This is a genomic window from Pseudomonas sp. Irchel 3A7, assembly GCF_900187565.1.
Classification (GTDB): Bacteria; Pseudomonadota; Gammaproteobacteria; order Pseudomonadales; family Pseudomonadaceae; genus Aquipseudomonas.
Genome location: NZ_FYED01000004.1, coordinates 260,976 through 276,043, shown reverse-complemented (window position 1 = coordinate 276,043; position 15,068 = coordinate 260,976). Strand labels below are relative to the sequence as shown.

13 protein-coding genes are annotated in these 15,068 nt (G+C 62.2%); 10 read left to right on the top strand and 3 right to left on the bottom strand.

The window, feature by feature from the left end; all coding sequences use genetic code 11:
* The first annotated feature begins 3 nt into the window (after positions 1 to 3).
* The 8 genes from CKW21_RS08490 to CKW21_RS08450 all read left to right on the top strand — a co-directional run bounded on the left by CKW21_RS08490 (position 4) and on the right by CKW21_RS08450 (position 8,284).
* The gene (locus CKW21_RS08490; RefSeq protein ID WP_095193527.1) at positions 4 to 405 is read left to right on the top strand and encodes a hypothetical protein; all 402 of its coding nucleotides are present in this window, start codon (positions 4 to 6) and stop codon (positions 403 to 405) included.
* On the top strand, positions 405 to 944 hold the full coding sequence (locus CKW21_RS08485; protein ID WP_095193526.1) for a phosphohydrolase: 540 nt from the start codon (positions 405 to 407) through the stop codon (positions 942 to 944). Before CKW21_RS08490 ends, CKW21_RS08485 begins: the two co-directional genes overlap by 1 nt.
* Positions 945 to 1,149: 205 nt before the next feature.
* Complete coding sequence (locus tag CKW21_RS08480; RefSeq protein WP_095193525.1) at positions 1,150 to 1,428, top strand: DUF3303 domain-containing protein; 279 nt, start codon at positions 1,150 to 1,152, stop codon at positions 1,426 to 1,428.
* A 131-nt stretch (positions 1,429 to 1,559) separates the two neighbouring features.
* Complete coding sequence (locus CKW21_RS08475) at positions 1,560 to 2,099, top strand: RNA polymerase sigma factor (RefSeq protein WP_095193524.1); 540 nt, start codon at positions 1,560 to 1,562, stop codon at positions 2,097 to 2,099.
* An 83-nt stretch (positions 2,100 to 2,182) separates the two neighbouring features.
* Positions 2,183 to 2,932 (top strand): FecR family protein, encoded by a 750-nt coding sequence (locus CKW21_RS08470; protein ID WP_095193698.1) that lies wholly within the window; start codon positions 2,183 to 2,185, stop codon positions 2,930 to 2,932.
* A gap of 791 nt (positions 2,933 to 3,723) precedes the next feature.
* Positions 3,724 to 6,063, top strand: coding sequence for a TonB-dependent receptor (locus CKW21_RS08460; protein ID WP_141232920.1), 2,340 nt, complete (start codon positions 3,724 to 3,726; stop codon positions 6,061 to 6,063).
* Positions 6,064 to 6,296: 233 nt separating this feature from the next.
* Positions 6,297 to 7,565, top strand: coding sequence for an OmpP1/FadL family transporter (locus tag CKW21_RS08455; protein WP_095193523.1), 1,269 nt, complete (start codon positions 6,297 to 6,299; stop codon positions 7,563 to 7,565).
* A 44-nt stretch (positions 7,566 to 7,609) separates the two neighbouring features.
* A complete protein-coding gene (locus CKW21_RS08450; protein WP_095193522.1) occupies positions 7,610 to 8,284 on the top strand; it encodes a DUF3313 domain-containing protein in 675 nt (224 codons plus the stop codon).
* Positions 8,285 to 8,430: 146 nt separating this feature from the next.
* Here CKW21_RS08450 and ligD read toward each other — a convergent pair whose 3' ends face one another.
* Entirely contained in the window at positions 8,431 to 11,028 is a 2,598-nt protein-coding gene (gene ligD, locus CKW21_RS08445) for a DNA ligase D (RefSeq protein ID WP_095193521.1), read from the bottom strand.
* Between the two features lie 182 nt (positions 11,029 to 11,210).
* Between ligD and CKW21_RS08440 the strand changes: the two genes are divergently transcribed.
* The gene (locus CKW21_RS08440) at positions 11,211 to 11,651 is read left to right on the top strand and encodes a cupin domain-containing protein (protein ID WP_095193520.1); all 441 of its coding nucleotides are present in this window, start codon (positions 11,211 to 11,213) and stop codon (positions 11,649 to 11,651) included.
* A gap of 302 nt (positions 11,652 to 11,953) precedes the next feature.
* Here CKW21_RS08440 and CKW21_RS08435 read toward each other — a convergent pair whose 3' ends face one another.
* Both CKW21_RS08435 and CKW21_RS08430 read right to left on the bottom strand, forming a co-directional pair.
* Positions 11,954 to 12,703 (bottom strand): tellurite resistance TerB family protein, encoded by a 750-nt coding sequence (locus CKW21_RS08435; protein ID WP_095193519.1) that lies wholly within the window; start codon positions 12,701 to 12,703, stop codon positions 11,954 to 11,956.
* A gap of 110 nt (positions 12,704 to 12,813) precedes the next feature.
* A complete protein-coding gene (locus tag CKW21_RS08430; RefSeq protein ID WP_095193518.1) occupies positions 12,814 to 13,551 on the bottom strand; it encodes a GntR family transcriptional regulator in 738 nt (245 codons plus the stop codon).
* Between the two features lie 116 nt (positions 13,552 to 13,667).
* Between CKW21_RS08430 and CKW21_RS08425 the strand changes: the two genes are divergently transcribed.
* On the top strand, positions 13,668 to 15,023 hold the full coding sequence (locus tag CKW21_RS08425; protein WP_095193517.1) for an adenylosuccinate lyase family protein: 1,356 nt from the start codon (positions 13,668 to 13,670) through the stop codon (positions 15,021 to 15,023).
* The last annotated feature ends 45 nt before the right edge of the window (positions 15,024 to 15,068 follow it).

Sequence of the window (15,068 nt, the reverse complement as noted above, 5' to 3'; positions counted from 1 at the left end):
CCCATGACCCTCTCTGCTCAGATCCGCCAACCCTGCCCGCCCGGTGCCTGCGATTGCGGGCGTGACCCGTTGCTGGAAACACCGGGGGCGGACGTGCGAATTCTGTTTTTGACCCGCACGGAAGAAAAACGCCTGATCGAGCGCCTGGAAAACCTTTCGAGCTTCCAGGACCTGGAACACCTGCAACGGCGGATGTTCGAGCAACTGGGTATCCGCGTCGACATCGTCCCCAGTTTCAACGAAGTGCGAACCATGCGCGGCATCGGCATCTACGTCGGCGATCTGCCGGGACTGTGCCGCAAAACCCGCGCTTCCATTCCGGCCGCGATCCGCCGCGCCATGGAAAAGCGCCCGGAAATCGCCTACGACGTGCTCAACGCCAACGACCTGTTGCGGGATGCGTGATGAACCCCATTCTCGAATTCCCCATCACCGACGAGATACTCACCTCGTTCGCGCTGGCGATCGGCCCTGACTTGCCGGGCTATCGCAATCACATCTATCGGGTGTTGAATTTCTATTGCGCGCTCAGCGGGACTGAAGGCCCGCCCGGTGACGCGGTGCAGATCGCCGCGGCGTTCCACGACCTGGGCATCTGGACCGACGACACCCTCGACTACCTGCCGCCGTCAGTTGGCCTGGCCATGCATTACCTCGAAACCCGGCACCGCACGGAGCTGGCCGGCGAAGTGAGCGCCTTGATTCTGGAACACCACAAGGTGCGCGCCTATCGGTCCTCCCACACGGCAACCGTCGAGCCTTTCAGGCAAGCCGACCTGATCGATGTGTCCTTGGGACTGGTGCACTTCGGCCTTCCCCGGGCGTTCATCAAAACCGTGCAATCGACGTTTGCTGATCACGGTTTCCACGCCATGCTGATCAGGCTGTCCGCCCGTCAATTCATCCGTTCCCCGCTGCGTCCACTGCCCATGTTTCGCTGGTGAAACAGACAGCTTTTTCCAACCTCGAAAATCCCCTGGAACAGGATCAGCGGTCGTACACGCGATGCGGCGCGCTGCTATGCCTTCACATGGGAGATTTCGCTGCACACCAGCCAGGACGGAACTGGAAACCGAGTGCAAACCTGGCCCCGGCGCCAGCCAGGTGCGCCAAGGAAATCAGGTGCCGATGCGCAACAGGAGGTGGCCGATGTTATTCATAGTCAATTGGACACTGAGTCCGGAAAATCGCAACCGTGCGATCGAGCGTTTCCTCAAGACCGGTGGCGCGCCCCCCGCAGGCGTCAAGCTGATCGGGCGCTGGTACGCCGTCGGCGGCGCGGCGGGCTTTGGCGTGGCCGAGGCCGGTGACCCGGCATTGATCCAGAAGTGGGTACTGGACTGGAGCGACCTCATGAAAATGGAAGTCCAGGTCGCGTTGACCGACGAACAGATGGCGCCGCTGCTGGCAGGCGTTTCCGGAAAATAACCGCCAGGCAGGCGGCGAGCGCCGTTCGCCGCCTCCCTGTTCCTATTCAAGACAGACTGTATTGCGCGGACTATGAATGAAAAGCTTTCTCATTTATATTGCCTGTCGCTCTGCCTCGCCTCAGGTCTGTCATGCCCTTCGATCCTGTCAAACCCTCGCTGATCAGCACCCTGGTGCGTCATTACGACGAACTGGTCGACCATGTTCGTCGGCGCTTCGGTGATCGGGGGTTTGCTCGCGAGGTGGTGCATGACGTTTGCGTGCAGTTGCTGGAGAAACGCGAAAAGGACAACGTCCATACGCCCCTGGCGCTGCTGCGCAAGATTTCCCACGATCAGGCGGTGAGTCGTTATCGCAGCGAGCGGCGCCACCAGGCCTGGGTGGTGGCCATGCCCGAGTTGCCCGAAGCGACTTGCCAGGCGCCGTTGCCCGCCCGGCAGTATGAAGCGGCCCGGGAGTTCGAGCGTCTGGCGCAGGCCATTGGCGAACTGCCGTCACGCTGCCAGATGGTGTTCGTCATGCATAAAATCCACGAATTGCCCCAGGCCGAAGTGGCGGCGCGGATGGGTATTTCCTTGAAGACCGTGGAAAAACACCTGCGTCTGGGCCTGGCCGCCTGTCGCGCCCACCTTGATCGTGCCATACCCGATGACACGGAGCGTGCCCAGTGAGCCAATCGCCAGCCCCAACGCCATTGTCCCGCGAAGAAGAAGCCCTGGCCCGCCACCGAGAAGAGTTGCGCAACCGCTTTCCGATGCCAACGCCTACCCCGCGCAAGCCACGCAAGGCACTCGGCGCAACGGTGTTGCTGGTGCTGCTGGGCGCGGGGTTGGCGTGGTTCGATCCGGCGTATCAGCGTGAGCAGTACCACACCGTGATCGGCGAGCGCCGGGTGGTGAAACTGGTCGACGGCAGCCGCATGACCCTCGACAGCGACAGCCGGGTCACGGTCGCCTGGCACCTGCGCTCACGGCGGGTGCAACTGCAAACCGGACAGGCGCTGTTCGAGGTGTCCAAAACGCTTGTCCGCCCCTTCCAGGTCGATGCCGGTGTCGCACAGGTCAATGTGTTGGGCACGCTGTTCAGCGTCAGCCATTTCGATGACGCGGTGCGGGTGACTCTGGTGCGCGGTGCCGTCAGCGTCAATGACACCACCGAAGCCGGGCACAGCGTGCAGCTAGTGCCAGGTCAGCAGGTCGACGTGCGCCAAAAGCTTCTGCAGTCACCGGTCACCGTCGACACCGACGCGGCCATTGCCTGGAAGGACAGCCGGCTGATCTTCGAGCGCACACCGCTGGCCGAAGCCCTTGCGCAGATCCAGCGTTACCGCAAGCCGGCGATTGTCCTTGATGACCCGAGCCTGGCCAGCCTGCCGATCAGCGGCGTATTCGATAACCGCAACGTCGAGGACCTGCTGAACCTGTTGCCGAGCATATTGCCGCTGAGCCTCAGCACCGAGTTCGATGGCACCCTGCATGTGCGGCGCAAGGCAACGAAGAAATAAACGCCGATAGAGATGTGAGGCTGTTCGCTCGCAAGAAATGGGATTGGGGGCATATCCGTTGCTGCGGTAACGGCTGCTGGCGGTTTCGCCCTTACGGCGAGTCACTTTCGAAAATCCGGAATGCCGGCCCAGACGAAAGTAACCAAAGCGCTCTTGCCCCACCACTCGGTGCCTCGCCCAGGCTCGGCATGCCCTCACTCCAGCATTGCTCCGTGGGCCGCCGCGATGGGCCATCGTGGTTTAACGGGGCGCCTGGATCAAAAGCAAAGCGAGGCGGCCTGACAGCCGACCTGGCTTCGGCAGATGTGCTCATTCCACTGTGGGAGCGAGCCTGCTCGCGAAGGACGTCAACGATAACGCGCCCTGTCTGGAGGATCGCGCTGTCTGGGCGTTCATCGCGAGCAAGCATTGCTCCACACCCGCTAAAATCAGGTTGGCTGCCGGACCGTCTTCGCGAGCAGGCTCGCTCCCACAAGAGGATCGCGGACAAGCATGCAATCAGGTCGGCTACTAGGCCGCCTCGCTTTTTGCTTTTGCGGTGGACGCCACCCCAAGCCCTGAGCCTGTCCGTCAACCTGTGACGACCTCCATCGGCGCTTCTCCAAGTGACTCGCCGTAAGGGCGAAACCCTAAGCGGCCGTTACCGAAGCATTGGATATACACCCGATCCAATCCATCTGCACACCCAAAGCACCCACCACAAGCAAAAAAACTTCAAAGACACAGGTAGGGTTTTCCCGCGCTCGTGGCGGCTAGTCAGTACAGCCCTCACTTTCCAAGGAACACCGTCCATGAAGCACCGCCGGCCTTTGCCACTGTCCGCCCTCGCCGCCAGCCTGTTGCTCGCCCTCGGGGCAACGGCTCACGCGCAGGAAAAGGTTGAACTTGACCTGCCGGGCACCCGCCTGGACAAGGCGCTCAATGCGCTGGCACGGCAATTGTCGGTGCAGATTATCTTTGCCAGCGACATCACGCTTGGCAAAACCACCAAGGCGCTCAAGGGCAGCTACACGCCACAGCAGGCCTTGGCGCGATTGCTCGACCACAGCGGCCTGAAAACCCAGGTGCGCGACGAGCACACCTTCGTCATCGTCCCGGCTCAAACACCGGAGCCCGTCGCCATCAAGCCCGCCGAAGTCGAGTACATCGCCCCCATGGTGATCCGTGGCGATGTGCTCGGCGGCGCGACCGACCCGGAAGTCCTCTCCTACGCCGGCAGCCGTTCGATGGTCAAGGAAGCCGACCTGCATAAAGCCAGCGTGCGTGGCGTGGACGATGCGCTGCAACGGGTACCGAGCGTAAAGATCTTCGATGAAACAGGCACCGGCGCCCTGCCGCAGATTTCCGTGCGCGGCCTGTATGAAAGCCGCAGCGGCCGGGTGCAGGCCTTGTCCGATGGCATTCCCCTGGCCCTGGCGCCTTATGGCCAGACCGGTTTGTCGCTGTTCCCGGTGACCCTGGCCACGGTCGACCGCATCGATGTCGTGCGCGGTGGTGCTGCCGTGCAATACGGCCCGAACAACGTCGGCGGGGTGATCAACTTCATCAGCAAGCCGATCCCCAAGGAGTGGGAAACCACCCTGCAGGAGCGCACCACCTTCAACGCCGGCGGCCACCAGCTGTGGGACACCTACCTCGGCACCGGCGGCTATCTGACCGACAATTTCGGCCTGCAACTGGACCTCAACACCCTCAACGGCGACACCGCCCGCGAACATTCCGACAGCGATATCCAGAACTATCGCCTGCGCGGCCAATGGAACATCGACGATGACCGCGACCTGAGCTTCGGCGTGCAGCGCTACCAGGCCGACATGGACCTGGCCGGTGCGCTGAGCGTCAAGGACTACAAGGACGATCCGCGCCAGTCGACCCGGCCGCTGGACCGTTTCGAAGGCGACACCGACCGGGTCTGGGGCACGTACACGCAACAGCTCGGCGCCATCGGCCCGTTCGACTCGGTGGAGTTCAGCTGGACGAATTTCGCCCACAACAGCTACCGCAATTTCGTGGTCGGCCTGCCCTTCACCCCGGACGGCGCGGCAGTGACCAGGCAGGACGGCCCGCGGGACTTCAAGGTCTGGGGCAGCGAACCGCGCCTGAGCATGAGCATCGACGGCGACCGACTCAGCCAGACCTGGTTGCTGGGGGCGCGTTACGTGCGTGAAGACATCGACTACAAGGTCAACCGGCAAAGCCTGGCCACGGGCAAGACCACGCCGTTCCGCGACTGGACCTTCGACGACGAGGCCAAGGCGTTTTACCTCAGCAACGCCATCGGCCTGTTCGACAACCGCCTGACCATCACCCCGGGCGTGCGTTATGAAAACGCGACCATGAACTACGACGACGGCATCACCGGTTTCCAACACGAGAACAAGTCCGAGGAATGGCTGCCGGGCCTGACCGTTGGCTTCCAGGCCAGCGATGACTGGTTCGTCTATGCCAACGCGCAAAAATCCCTGCGCCCGCCGCAGGTCACGCAGATCGTCAAGGAAGGCGACGTCGGCGCCGAACTGGCCTGGAACTATGAAACGGGCGTGCGTTACACGCCGTGGCAAGGTTTGCGCGTGGACTTCGGTGTGTACCGCATCGATTTCAGCGACCAGATCGTTTACAACGCCACCACCGACCGCTTCGTCAACCTCGGCAGCACCCGTCACCAGGGCATCGAAACCGAAGTGTTCTGGACCCCGTCGGCGCTGCCCGATCTGGACCTGCACGCCAGCTACGCCTACCTCGATGCCAGGCAGCGCAACGGCGATTTCAAGGACAACGAAGTACCGTACGCCTCGCGTAATCAATTCAATATCGATGGCCGTTACCGCTTCGCCGAACACTGGACCTACAGCCTCGACGGCCTGTTCGTCAGCAGCGCCTACACCGATGCCGCCAATTCCGGTGACGAAGACGCGACCGCATCCGTGGGCAAGCTCCCGGCCTATTGGGTGTGGAATACCGCGATAGAACGGGAATTCAAGCTGCAGGACCACAGCACCCTGACCGCCTCGGCCGGGGTCAGCAACCTGTTCAACCGCGAGTATTACTTCCGTGGCATCGACACCAGCCCATGGGGTCGCCAACCGGCGCCGGAACGCTCGTTGACCCTGGGCCTGAACTATCGGTTTTAATCACTCGACTGACAACATCCAACTGTGGGAGCGAGCCGGCTCCGGGCGGCGTTCCGACGAAAGCGGTGGGTCAGTCAACATGAATGCTGGATGGGATGACCTCTTCGCGAGCAGGCTCGCTCCCACAGGATGCACGGTGCTTACTGGCTTTTTATCGATTTGAACCTACGCTCTTTTCGCGGGGACACCACTTTTGCGGAGCCGTCGGGGGACGGTTTCCGGGTACCGACACCATGCAGAAAAAAGTATCTGCTCTGCCCGTCGTAGCCCTTCTCGCCTTGTGCTGTCAGCACGCCTGGGCTGGCGGCATCATGCTCTACGAAATCGGCACCGATAACGCCGGCCTGGCGAACGCCGGTGCCGCAGCACGCGCCCAGGGTCCATCCACCATTGCCAGCAATCCGGCCGGTATGAGTTACCTGGCGGGTACGCAGATCACTGGTGGCTTGCAGGTGCTCTACGGCAACCTCAAATTCGATCGCGACGATGACACCAACGTCGCGGGCAGCGGCAGTGGCAATGCCCTCGACCCGATGCCTGGCGGCAGTTTTTTCATCAGCCATGAACTGGATGATCACTGGAGCGTGGGCTTCGGCCAATACGGCGATTTCGGCCTGGCGGTCAATTACGACAACGAATGGTCCGGGCGTTACTTCGCGCAGAATTCCAGCCTGCTCGGACTGTCGTTGGTGCCGAGCGTGGCTTACCGCTTCAACGAGCAATGGTCGGTAGGCGTCGGCGTCAAGGCCATGTACGGCATGCTGCAAGCCCAGACCGCCATTGACCGCTCACCGTTCGGCTTCACCGACCGCAGCGACGGCCAGTTCAAATACAAGGACAAGGATTGGGGCTTCGGCGCGAACGTGGGGGTGATTTATGCCCCGCAGCCTGGCACCCGCATTGGCCTGGCCTACACCAGCAAGCTCGATCTGGAGTTCGAGGACGGTCTCGACGTCAAGGGCGACGGCCCGTTGTTACGACGCCTGGACGGCACCCAGACCCAACTCGACATGACAGTCCCGCAGACCCTCACCTTGAGCCTGTTCCAGCAACTGGACCAGCAATGGGCCTTGCTCGCCTCGGTCAACTGGCAGGACTGGTCAGAATTCGGCGAGATCGCCGTCCAGGTCGACACGTCGGCCAACGATGCCCGCTCGACCACCGTCGACGCCAACTACAAAGACACCTGGCACCTGTCGCTCGGTGCGCAATTGCAGGCCACCCCGCAATTGTTGTGGAACTTCGGCGTGGCTTACGACAGCAGTGCCGTGTCGGACGGCGACCGCACCTTCACCGTGCCCATGGCCGAATCCTGGCGGCTGGCGACAGGCGCCACCTATGCACTGAACAAGGACACTGACGTCAACGTCAGTTGGGCCATGGTCTGGCTCGGCGACATGCCGGTGGACCAGACCAAGTCTGCATCGGGCAATCGAACTTCCGGTCAGTTCGACAATGCCTGGATTCAAGCCGTGACCGGGAACATGACCTGGCGTTTCTGATAGCCCGCTAACGAAAACGACTGATCCAAGGAGCACACCGCATCATGAACCTGTCCCGAAATTTGCTCGTCGGCGCCGCACTGACCGGACTGCTGCTCAGTGGTTGTACCTCGAAAGTCACCGAACGGGAGCAGTACTCCGGCTTCCTGCCCAACTACAACAACCTGCAAGAAGTCACGACCCCCAGCGGCGGAACGGCGATGCGCTGGGTGAGCCCGTCGTGGAACCCCAATGCCTATGACACCGTGGTGTTCAACCGGCTGGAACTCTATCCGGCGCCCAAGCCCGATGAGCGCGTCAACCGGCAGACGCTCACGGATATTCAGAACTACATGACCAACAAGGCCAAAGCCACGCTGGGGCAGAAATACCGCGTGGTCACCAGCGCAAGCGCCGCACCGGCCGGTTCGAAAACCTTGATCATGCGCGCGGCCATCACCGGCGTCAGCGCCTCGAACGAAGGCATGAAATGGTATGAAGTGGTGCCCATCGCCGCCGTGGTCGGGGCGACACAAGCAGCCACCGGTCACCGGGACCAGGACACCGAGCTGTTCATCGAAGCCGAGTTCATCGACACGAAAAACAACCAGACCGTGGCCAAGGTCGTGCGCAAGGTATTCGGAAAGCAGCTCTCGAACGAAAGCCAGAAAATCACCGCGCAGGATTTCAAGGCAGCCATCGACAAGCTGGGGACTGACTTCCAGGCGTTTATCCACTAACACTGGCCGTAGATTGATGTGGCGAGCGAGCTTGCTCGCGTTGGGCTGCGCAGCAGCCCCAAAAAAACGGTTCGCAATGACCGGTTTTGGCGACTGCTACGCAGTCGAACGCGAGCAAGCTCGCTCGCCACGTTGGGGGTGTGTAATCAGGTCTTTTTCATCCCGACCCGCCGTCGCATCTCGGCGGTGATCGTCTGCCTCGTTTTCTTCATGTCCGCCCAAGGTCCGTCGCCCACTTCCGCCAGGCGTTCGTGCACGTTGTGCACGTTCCACTGGTTACCGCCCTTGAGCTCGGTCACCTCTTCACGAAAGATCGGCACCGACACCGGCAGTCCCTCCCGGGTGCGCACGGCGTAGGCGCAGATGGTGGTGGCGCCCAGCCCGTTGCGCAGGTAATCGATGAAGATCCGCCCGACCCGGTTCTTCGGCCCCGATACGGCGGAAAAGCGCTCCGGCAGCATCTTCGCCATATGGCTGACAATCCCGTGGCTGAAGTCCTTGACCTCATCCCAGCCGAGTTTGCGGGTCAGCGGCACCACCAGGTGAATGCCTTTGCCGCCGCTGGTCTTGAGAAACGCCTTGAGCCCCAGTTCATCGAGTACCGACAAGGTCAATTGGGTGGCCTCGATCATGCGCTTCCACGGCAGCGCCGGGTCCGGGTCCAGGTCAAGGACGAAGCGGTCGGGTTTGTCGAGCTTGTCCGAAGTAGCGTTCCAGGTGTGCAACTCCACGGTACTCATCTGGACCGCGCCAACCAGGGCTTCGGCATTGTTGATGACCATCATCGGCTGGCCCGTGAGCGCCTGGTCCAGGGTAGTGATGCCGGGGATGGCCAGGCGCTCGGCGTTTTTCTGGAAAAACAGCTCGCCGGCAATGCCATCCGGTGCACGCACCAATGCCACCGGTCGATCCTTGAGCTGCGGAAGAATCCACTCGGCGACGCTGGCGTAATATTCCGCCAGTTGCACTTTGGTGGTGCCGCTGCTGGCGTCGATGACCCGGTCCGGGTGAGTGATGCGTACCTTGCCTGCGGCCAGGCCGAGTTGCGACGGTGCAGGTTCGGCTTTCTTTTGCGTTGCGACAGGTGTGGATGCGGCGCGTTTTTTTGCAGGGGGAGTTTTCACGGCGGTCGGACGCTCCTCGGTAATATCTTTGGCAGGTTTGTCTTCGCGCAGGCCATGGAACACCGCATGACGCACCGAGCCCTCCTTGGTCATTTCGGCAAAGGCCACTTCCGCCAGCAGGCTGGGCTTGAGCCAATGCACACCTCTGACTTCAGCACCGTCGGGGGGATTGGCGACCGCCGGTTTCTTCGTCTGCAACGGTTTGAGTTGCTCATGAATGCTGCCCAGAGTGGCCTCGGTGAAGCCGGTGCCGACCTTGCCCGCGTAACGCAACTCGCCGCTGTCACGGTCGTGCAAGCCCAGCAGTAAGGCCCCGAAGGCACTGCGCGAGCCCTTGGGATCGGTGAAGCCGACGATGACGAATTCCTGCCGATGCTTGCACTTGAGCTTGATCCAGTCGCCGCTGCGCCGGGACACATAAGGCGAACCCAGGCGCTTGCCAATCAGCCCTTCCATGCGCATCTGGCAGGCACTGTTGAGCAAGGCCTGCGGGTCTTCGCCGAAGCTGTCGGAGAAGCGCAGCAACGGATCCTGACTGGCTTTAAGCACTGTCGCCAACGCCGCCCGGCGCTCTTCGACCGGAACCTCGCGCAGGTCCACGCCGTTGAGGTAGGGCAAGTCGAAGAGGTAATAGAGGATGCTGCCGCTGCGACCGGCATCGAAGGCATTTTGCAGTGCCTGGAAGTCGGGCACGCCCTGCTCGTCGGCCACCACCATTTCGCCGTCGAGCCAGCCCGACTCCAGCCCCAGCCCTGCCAGCGCCTTGGCCTGGCCGGGCAATTTGTGGGTCCAGTCGTGGCCGTTGCGGGTGAAGAGTCTGACCTCGTCGTGGTCGATGCGCGCCATGATCCGGTAGCCGTCGAACTTGACCTCATAACTCCACTGGCCGTCCGGGGCCTTTTCCACCAATGTCGCCAGTTCCGGCTTGATCTGAACCGGCAATCTGGCCTTGTGTGCACCCGTGAGTGGTGCAGACTTTTCGTTGCGTGCCGGGGCAACCGGCTTCTTCACCGCCTTGGGTCGGGTGGACTTGCCGGCCTTCGGTGCCTTGGCCACGATAGAACGATCGCTGAGCACGCTGTTCGGCTCGGCGGCGACCACGTCGTAGTCCTCTTCGGGTCGGGCGGCGCCGTCCTGATGCTTGATCAGGAACCATTGTTCCTGCTTGCCCGGCATGTGCGTGCGCACCAGATTCCACAAGCCGGCAAGTTTTTCGCCTTGCAGTTCGAACTTGAGCCGGCCTTTGGCGTAGGCCTTGGCCGGGTCGTCCTGGGGGATCCACACGCCACGGTCCCAGACAATTACGTCGCCGGCGCCGTAATGTCCTTCGGGAATGCTGCCTTCGAACGTGGCGTAGTCCATCGGATGGTCTTCGACATGCACCGCCAGGCGCTTGACCTTGGGGTCCAGCGACGGCCCCTTGGGCACCGCCCAGCTCTTGAGCGCGCCATCGAGTTCCAGGCGAAAGTCATAATGCAGGCGCGAAGCGTCGTGCTTCTGGATGCAAAATTGCAAGGCATGATCCTTGGCGTTTTTCCTGCCTGAGCGTTTGACGGCGGCCGGCTCTGACGTCGCCGAAAAATCGCGCATGCGGTTGTAGTCGTCCAGGTCCTTGTTCATGGCTCACCCTGATCGCTGCAGGACGCGCAATCAGCGCGTCTCTCCCTCAGCAGAGCGAGCCGTGTGCGTAAAAATTCCATTGACGGTGAAACCGCCCGGACAGACGGCCCCGGCGTGCGGCTTCCGGCGGACCTTCAAGGGCATACAATCAGCGGGTGCCGCTTCATCCCCGGAGAGCAATCATGCGCACGACTCACGTCATCGAAGTCCCCCCGGAACCCTATAGCGTCGTCGGCGAGGCAATTACGGTCCTGGCCGGCGGGGATCTGAGCAAACCCTTTGAAATGCATATTCAGGAAGGCGTGCAAGGGGGCGGCCCGCCACCGCACTTTCATCCGTGGGATGAAGCGTTTTACGTGGTGGACGGCCAGGTTCAAGTAACGGTCGAGGGCAAATCCACCACCGTCTCGGCCGGGGGTTATGTGCATATCCCTGCCGGGGCGATCCATGCCTACAAGAACATCAGCACCACCGCGAAGATGATCGGCGTGGTCTCCGATCCGCGTGGCGGGCAGTTTTTTGCGGCGATGGACCGGTTCAAGGTGCCTGAGGATCTGCCGAGGATATTCGAGGTCGCCGAGCGCTATGGCGTTACCTTCCTGGTACCGAAACCAGCAGGTTGACCGCGTTGTGGGAGCGGGCTTGCCCGCGATAGCGGACTGACCGTCGGCATTGATACCGGATGTGCCGGCCTCTTCGCGAGCAGGCTCGCTCCCACAGGGTTTTGCTCACACCACAGCCCCATTGTGGGAGCGGGCTTCCCGCGATAGCGGACTGACCGTCGGCATTGATACCGGATGTGCCGGCCTCTTCGCGAGCAGGCTCGCTCCCACAGGGTTTTGCTCACACCACAGCCCCATTGTGGGAGCGAGCCTGCTCGCGAAGGCGTCCTGTCAGCCGACCTGAATCCGGCGGTTTCACACCATCAGACAGCCCCACCCCTCGCCTGCTGCTCCAGATGCACTTGCAAATCCGGATCAATCTGCAACGCCGCCGCCAGCTCATCCAGATAATTGCGCTCGGCATCCTGCTGATCGTCCACCAGCATCACGCTGGCCAGGTACATCTCGGCGGCCATGCCGGGGTCGGTGGCCGATTGTGCCACCTCGGCAGGGTCCAGCGGCTTGGCGACTTCATCGTCGAGCCACTGCTGCAATTGCGGATCATCGGTATGACGGCCGATTTCGGTGCTGATCATCTGCTTCTCGGCCGGGTCGATCCGGCCGTCGGCCTTGGCTGCCGCGATCAGTGCCCGCAGGATCGCATGGCTATGCTCCTCGACTTCCGGGCCGGCCAACAGATCCACCGTGCGCAGCGCCTGTTGCGGTGCCTGTTGCTGCTGTGCGGCCTGGCTGCGCTGCCAGGCCTGATACGCCTGGAACGCCATCATCCCCAGCGAAGCCAGCGCGGCATAGTTGGTGCCACCGCCGGAACGGCCCTGAGGGGAACCGCCCATCGGCGAGCCACCGCCCAGCAGGCCACCGAGCAGTCCGCCCAGCCCGCCCATTCCACCCGCGCCGGCGCCGGCACCACCGCCACCGCCGCCACCCAGCAGGCCGCCGAGCAATCCGCCCAGGTCACCCAAACCGCCTTGAGCAGATGCCCCACCACCCTGTCGCGGCATCGCGCCCTGGCCGCCGCGCAGTAATTGTTCGAGCAGATCGCTGGTGTTCATGACGACATCCTCATCGAAGGGAGTGATCCGTCAGGCAACAATAGTCCTCGCCGGCAATTGTGCCAGCACCGTTCAGCCGACCCCCAACATCATGCCGGCTAGCGTTCGCGCTAGGCCGATGTGCGCTCGCGCCTCATCTGAGTGACCAGGGTAAAACGGTCCTCGGGATGGGTGGTTTCGGACACCACCATCAACCCGCCGTCCTCGTCGCGATATTGGCGAATGATGTTCAAACCGGGGGAGCCCGGCTCTGCATTCAGGCTCTTGGCGATTTCGGGCGTCAGCAGGACCGCTCGCACTTGTTGATCCACCACATCGATGGTTCGGGCGAAATGCTGCTCAATCAGCGCGGCAATCAGTTCGTCCGGGTGTTGCTCGGCCAACTCGATCACCTCAGCGTAAATGTCCTGAGCGTAGACGTCGGTCCAGCACAGCGGTGCCCGGGCGTTTTGCTGATCGACCCGGATGCTCGAGACGCAAAAATAATGCTCGCCGGGCTCCAGCCCCAGACGCCGGGCCTGGGCGATGTCGGCGACAAAGTGGTGCACATGCTGAATGCTGCGAATCTGGGTTTCGGCCAGGTGAACCAGGTCCGACACCGAGGCCAGCGATTGCGAGTATCCCCCTTGAGGTGACGACGCTTCGACCCGCGTACCGACTCTTTTGCGCCGGGACACCAGCCCCTGGTTTTGTAATTGCGTGATGGCCGCCCGCACCGTATGTCGGCTCACGTCATACAGCTCGCACAGCTCGAATTCCGTCGGCAGCAGCGTCCCGACCGGGTAGCGCCCGCTGGAAATGCCCTCCATCAAGTCTTTTGCAACGACCGCATAGCGCGTCTGGCTCATACCTTTCATCAGTCCCGAACGTTCACCGAGTTGACAGTGTATCAGTGAGCACGTAAGAATTATGTACGGACATATTAGATATGTCCGATCAATAACAAACATATCAGGATTAACTCATGTCCAGCACCGTCTTCGACTCCGCCCTCTTTCGCGACATGTTCGGCACCGCCGAGATGCGCGGCGTGTTTTCCGACAAAGCCTTGATCGAACGCTATATCGAAGTGGAAGTGGCGCTGGCGCGCGCCGAAGCCCGCTGCGGCGTGATTCCGCATGAGGCTGCCGAGCAGATCGCCGAACGGGCCACCTACGCGTCCCTCGACCTGGCATTGATGCAGCACGAAACCGAAATCGTCGGCTACCCGATCCTGCCGCTGGTGGAACAGCTGTCGAAAACCTGTGGCGAGGCTGGACGCTACGTGCACTGGGGCGCCACTACCCAGGACATCATGGACACCGCCGTGGTCCTGCAAGTCCGTGCGGCGCTGGCGATTGTCGAACGCGACATCCAGGCCGTGCGCGGCCTGCTTGCCGGGTTGGCCAAGCGTTACCGCGATACCCCGATGGCCGGGCGTACCCACCTGCAACACGCGCTGCCGATCACCTTCGGCTACAAATGTGCGGTGTGGTTGAGCATGTTCGACCGCCATGCCGAACGCCTTGTGGAGCTGCGTCCACGGGTGGAAATCGGCCAGTTCGCCGGTGCGGCGGGCACCTTGGCGTCCCTGGGCGACAAAGGCCTGGAAGTGCAGGAAGCACTGATGGCCGAACTCGGCCTGGGCGTGCCGCAAGCCACCTGGCACGTGGCCCGCGACGGTCTGGCCGAAACCTTGAATTTCCTCGGACTGGTCACCGGTTCGCTGGGCAAGATTGCCCTGGACGTCATGATGATGATGACCAGCGAGTTGGGCGAAGTGTACGAACCGTTCGTCAAGGGCCGTGGCGCCAGCAGCACCATGCCGCAGAAACGCAATCCGATTTCCTGCGAATTGATGTACGCCGCCGCCAAAGGTGTGCGCCAGCAAGCCGGCCTGATGCTCGACGCGATGATCCAGGATTTCGAACGCTCCACCGGCCCATGGCAGGCCGAATGGATCGCCATTCCTGAAGCCTTCGCCTTGAGCGCGGCGTCCCTGGGTCAGGCGAAATTCATGCTGGCCGGGCTGGAAGTGCGCACCGAGCGCATGCGCAAGAACCTCGACATGACCCAGGGCCTGATCGTCGCCGAAGCGGTGATGATGGGACTGGCTCCGGCGCTGGGCCGTCAGGTCGCCCACGATGTGGTGTATGCCGCGTGCCGCTTGGCCAACGACGAAGGCACCAGCCTGCTCGACGCCCTGCTCGCTCAGGGTGAAGCCACCGCGCAACTGGATATCGAGGAACTCAAGCGCCTCACCGACCCGTCCAATTATCTGGGTCTTGCGCCGCAGATGGTCGATATCGCCCTGGCTCGCGAGGGTCGCGTCAAGCGCTGATCGTTGCGGGGCTCGCCATGAGCGAGCCCTTCTGCCTACCGCTCG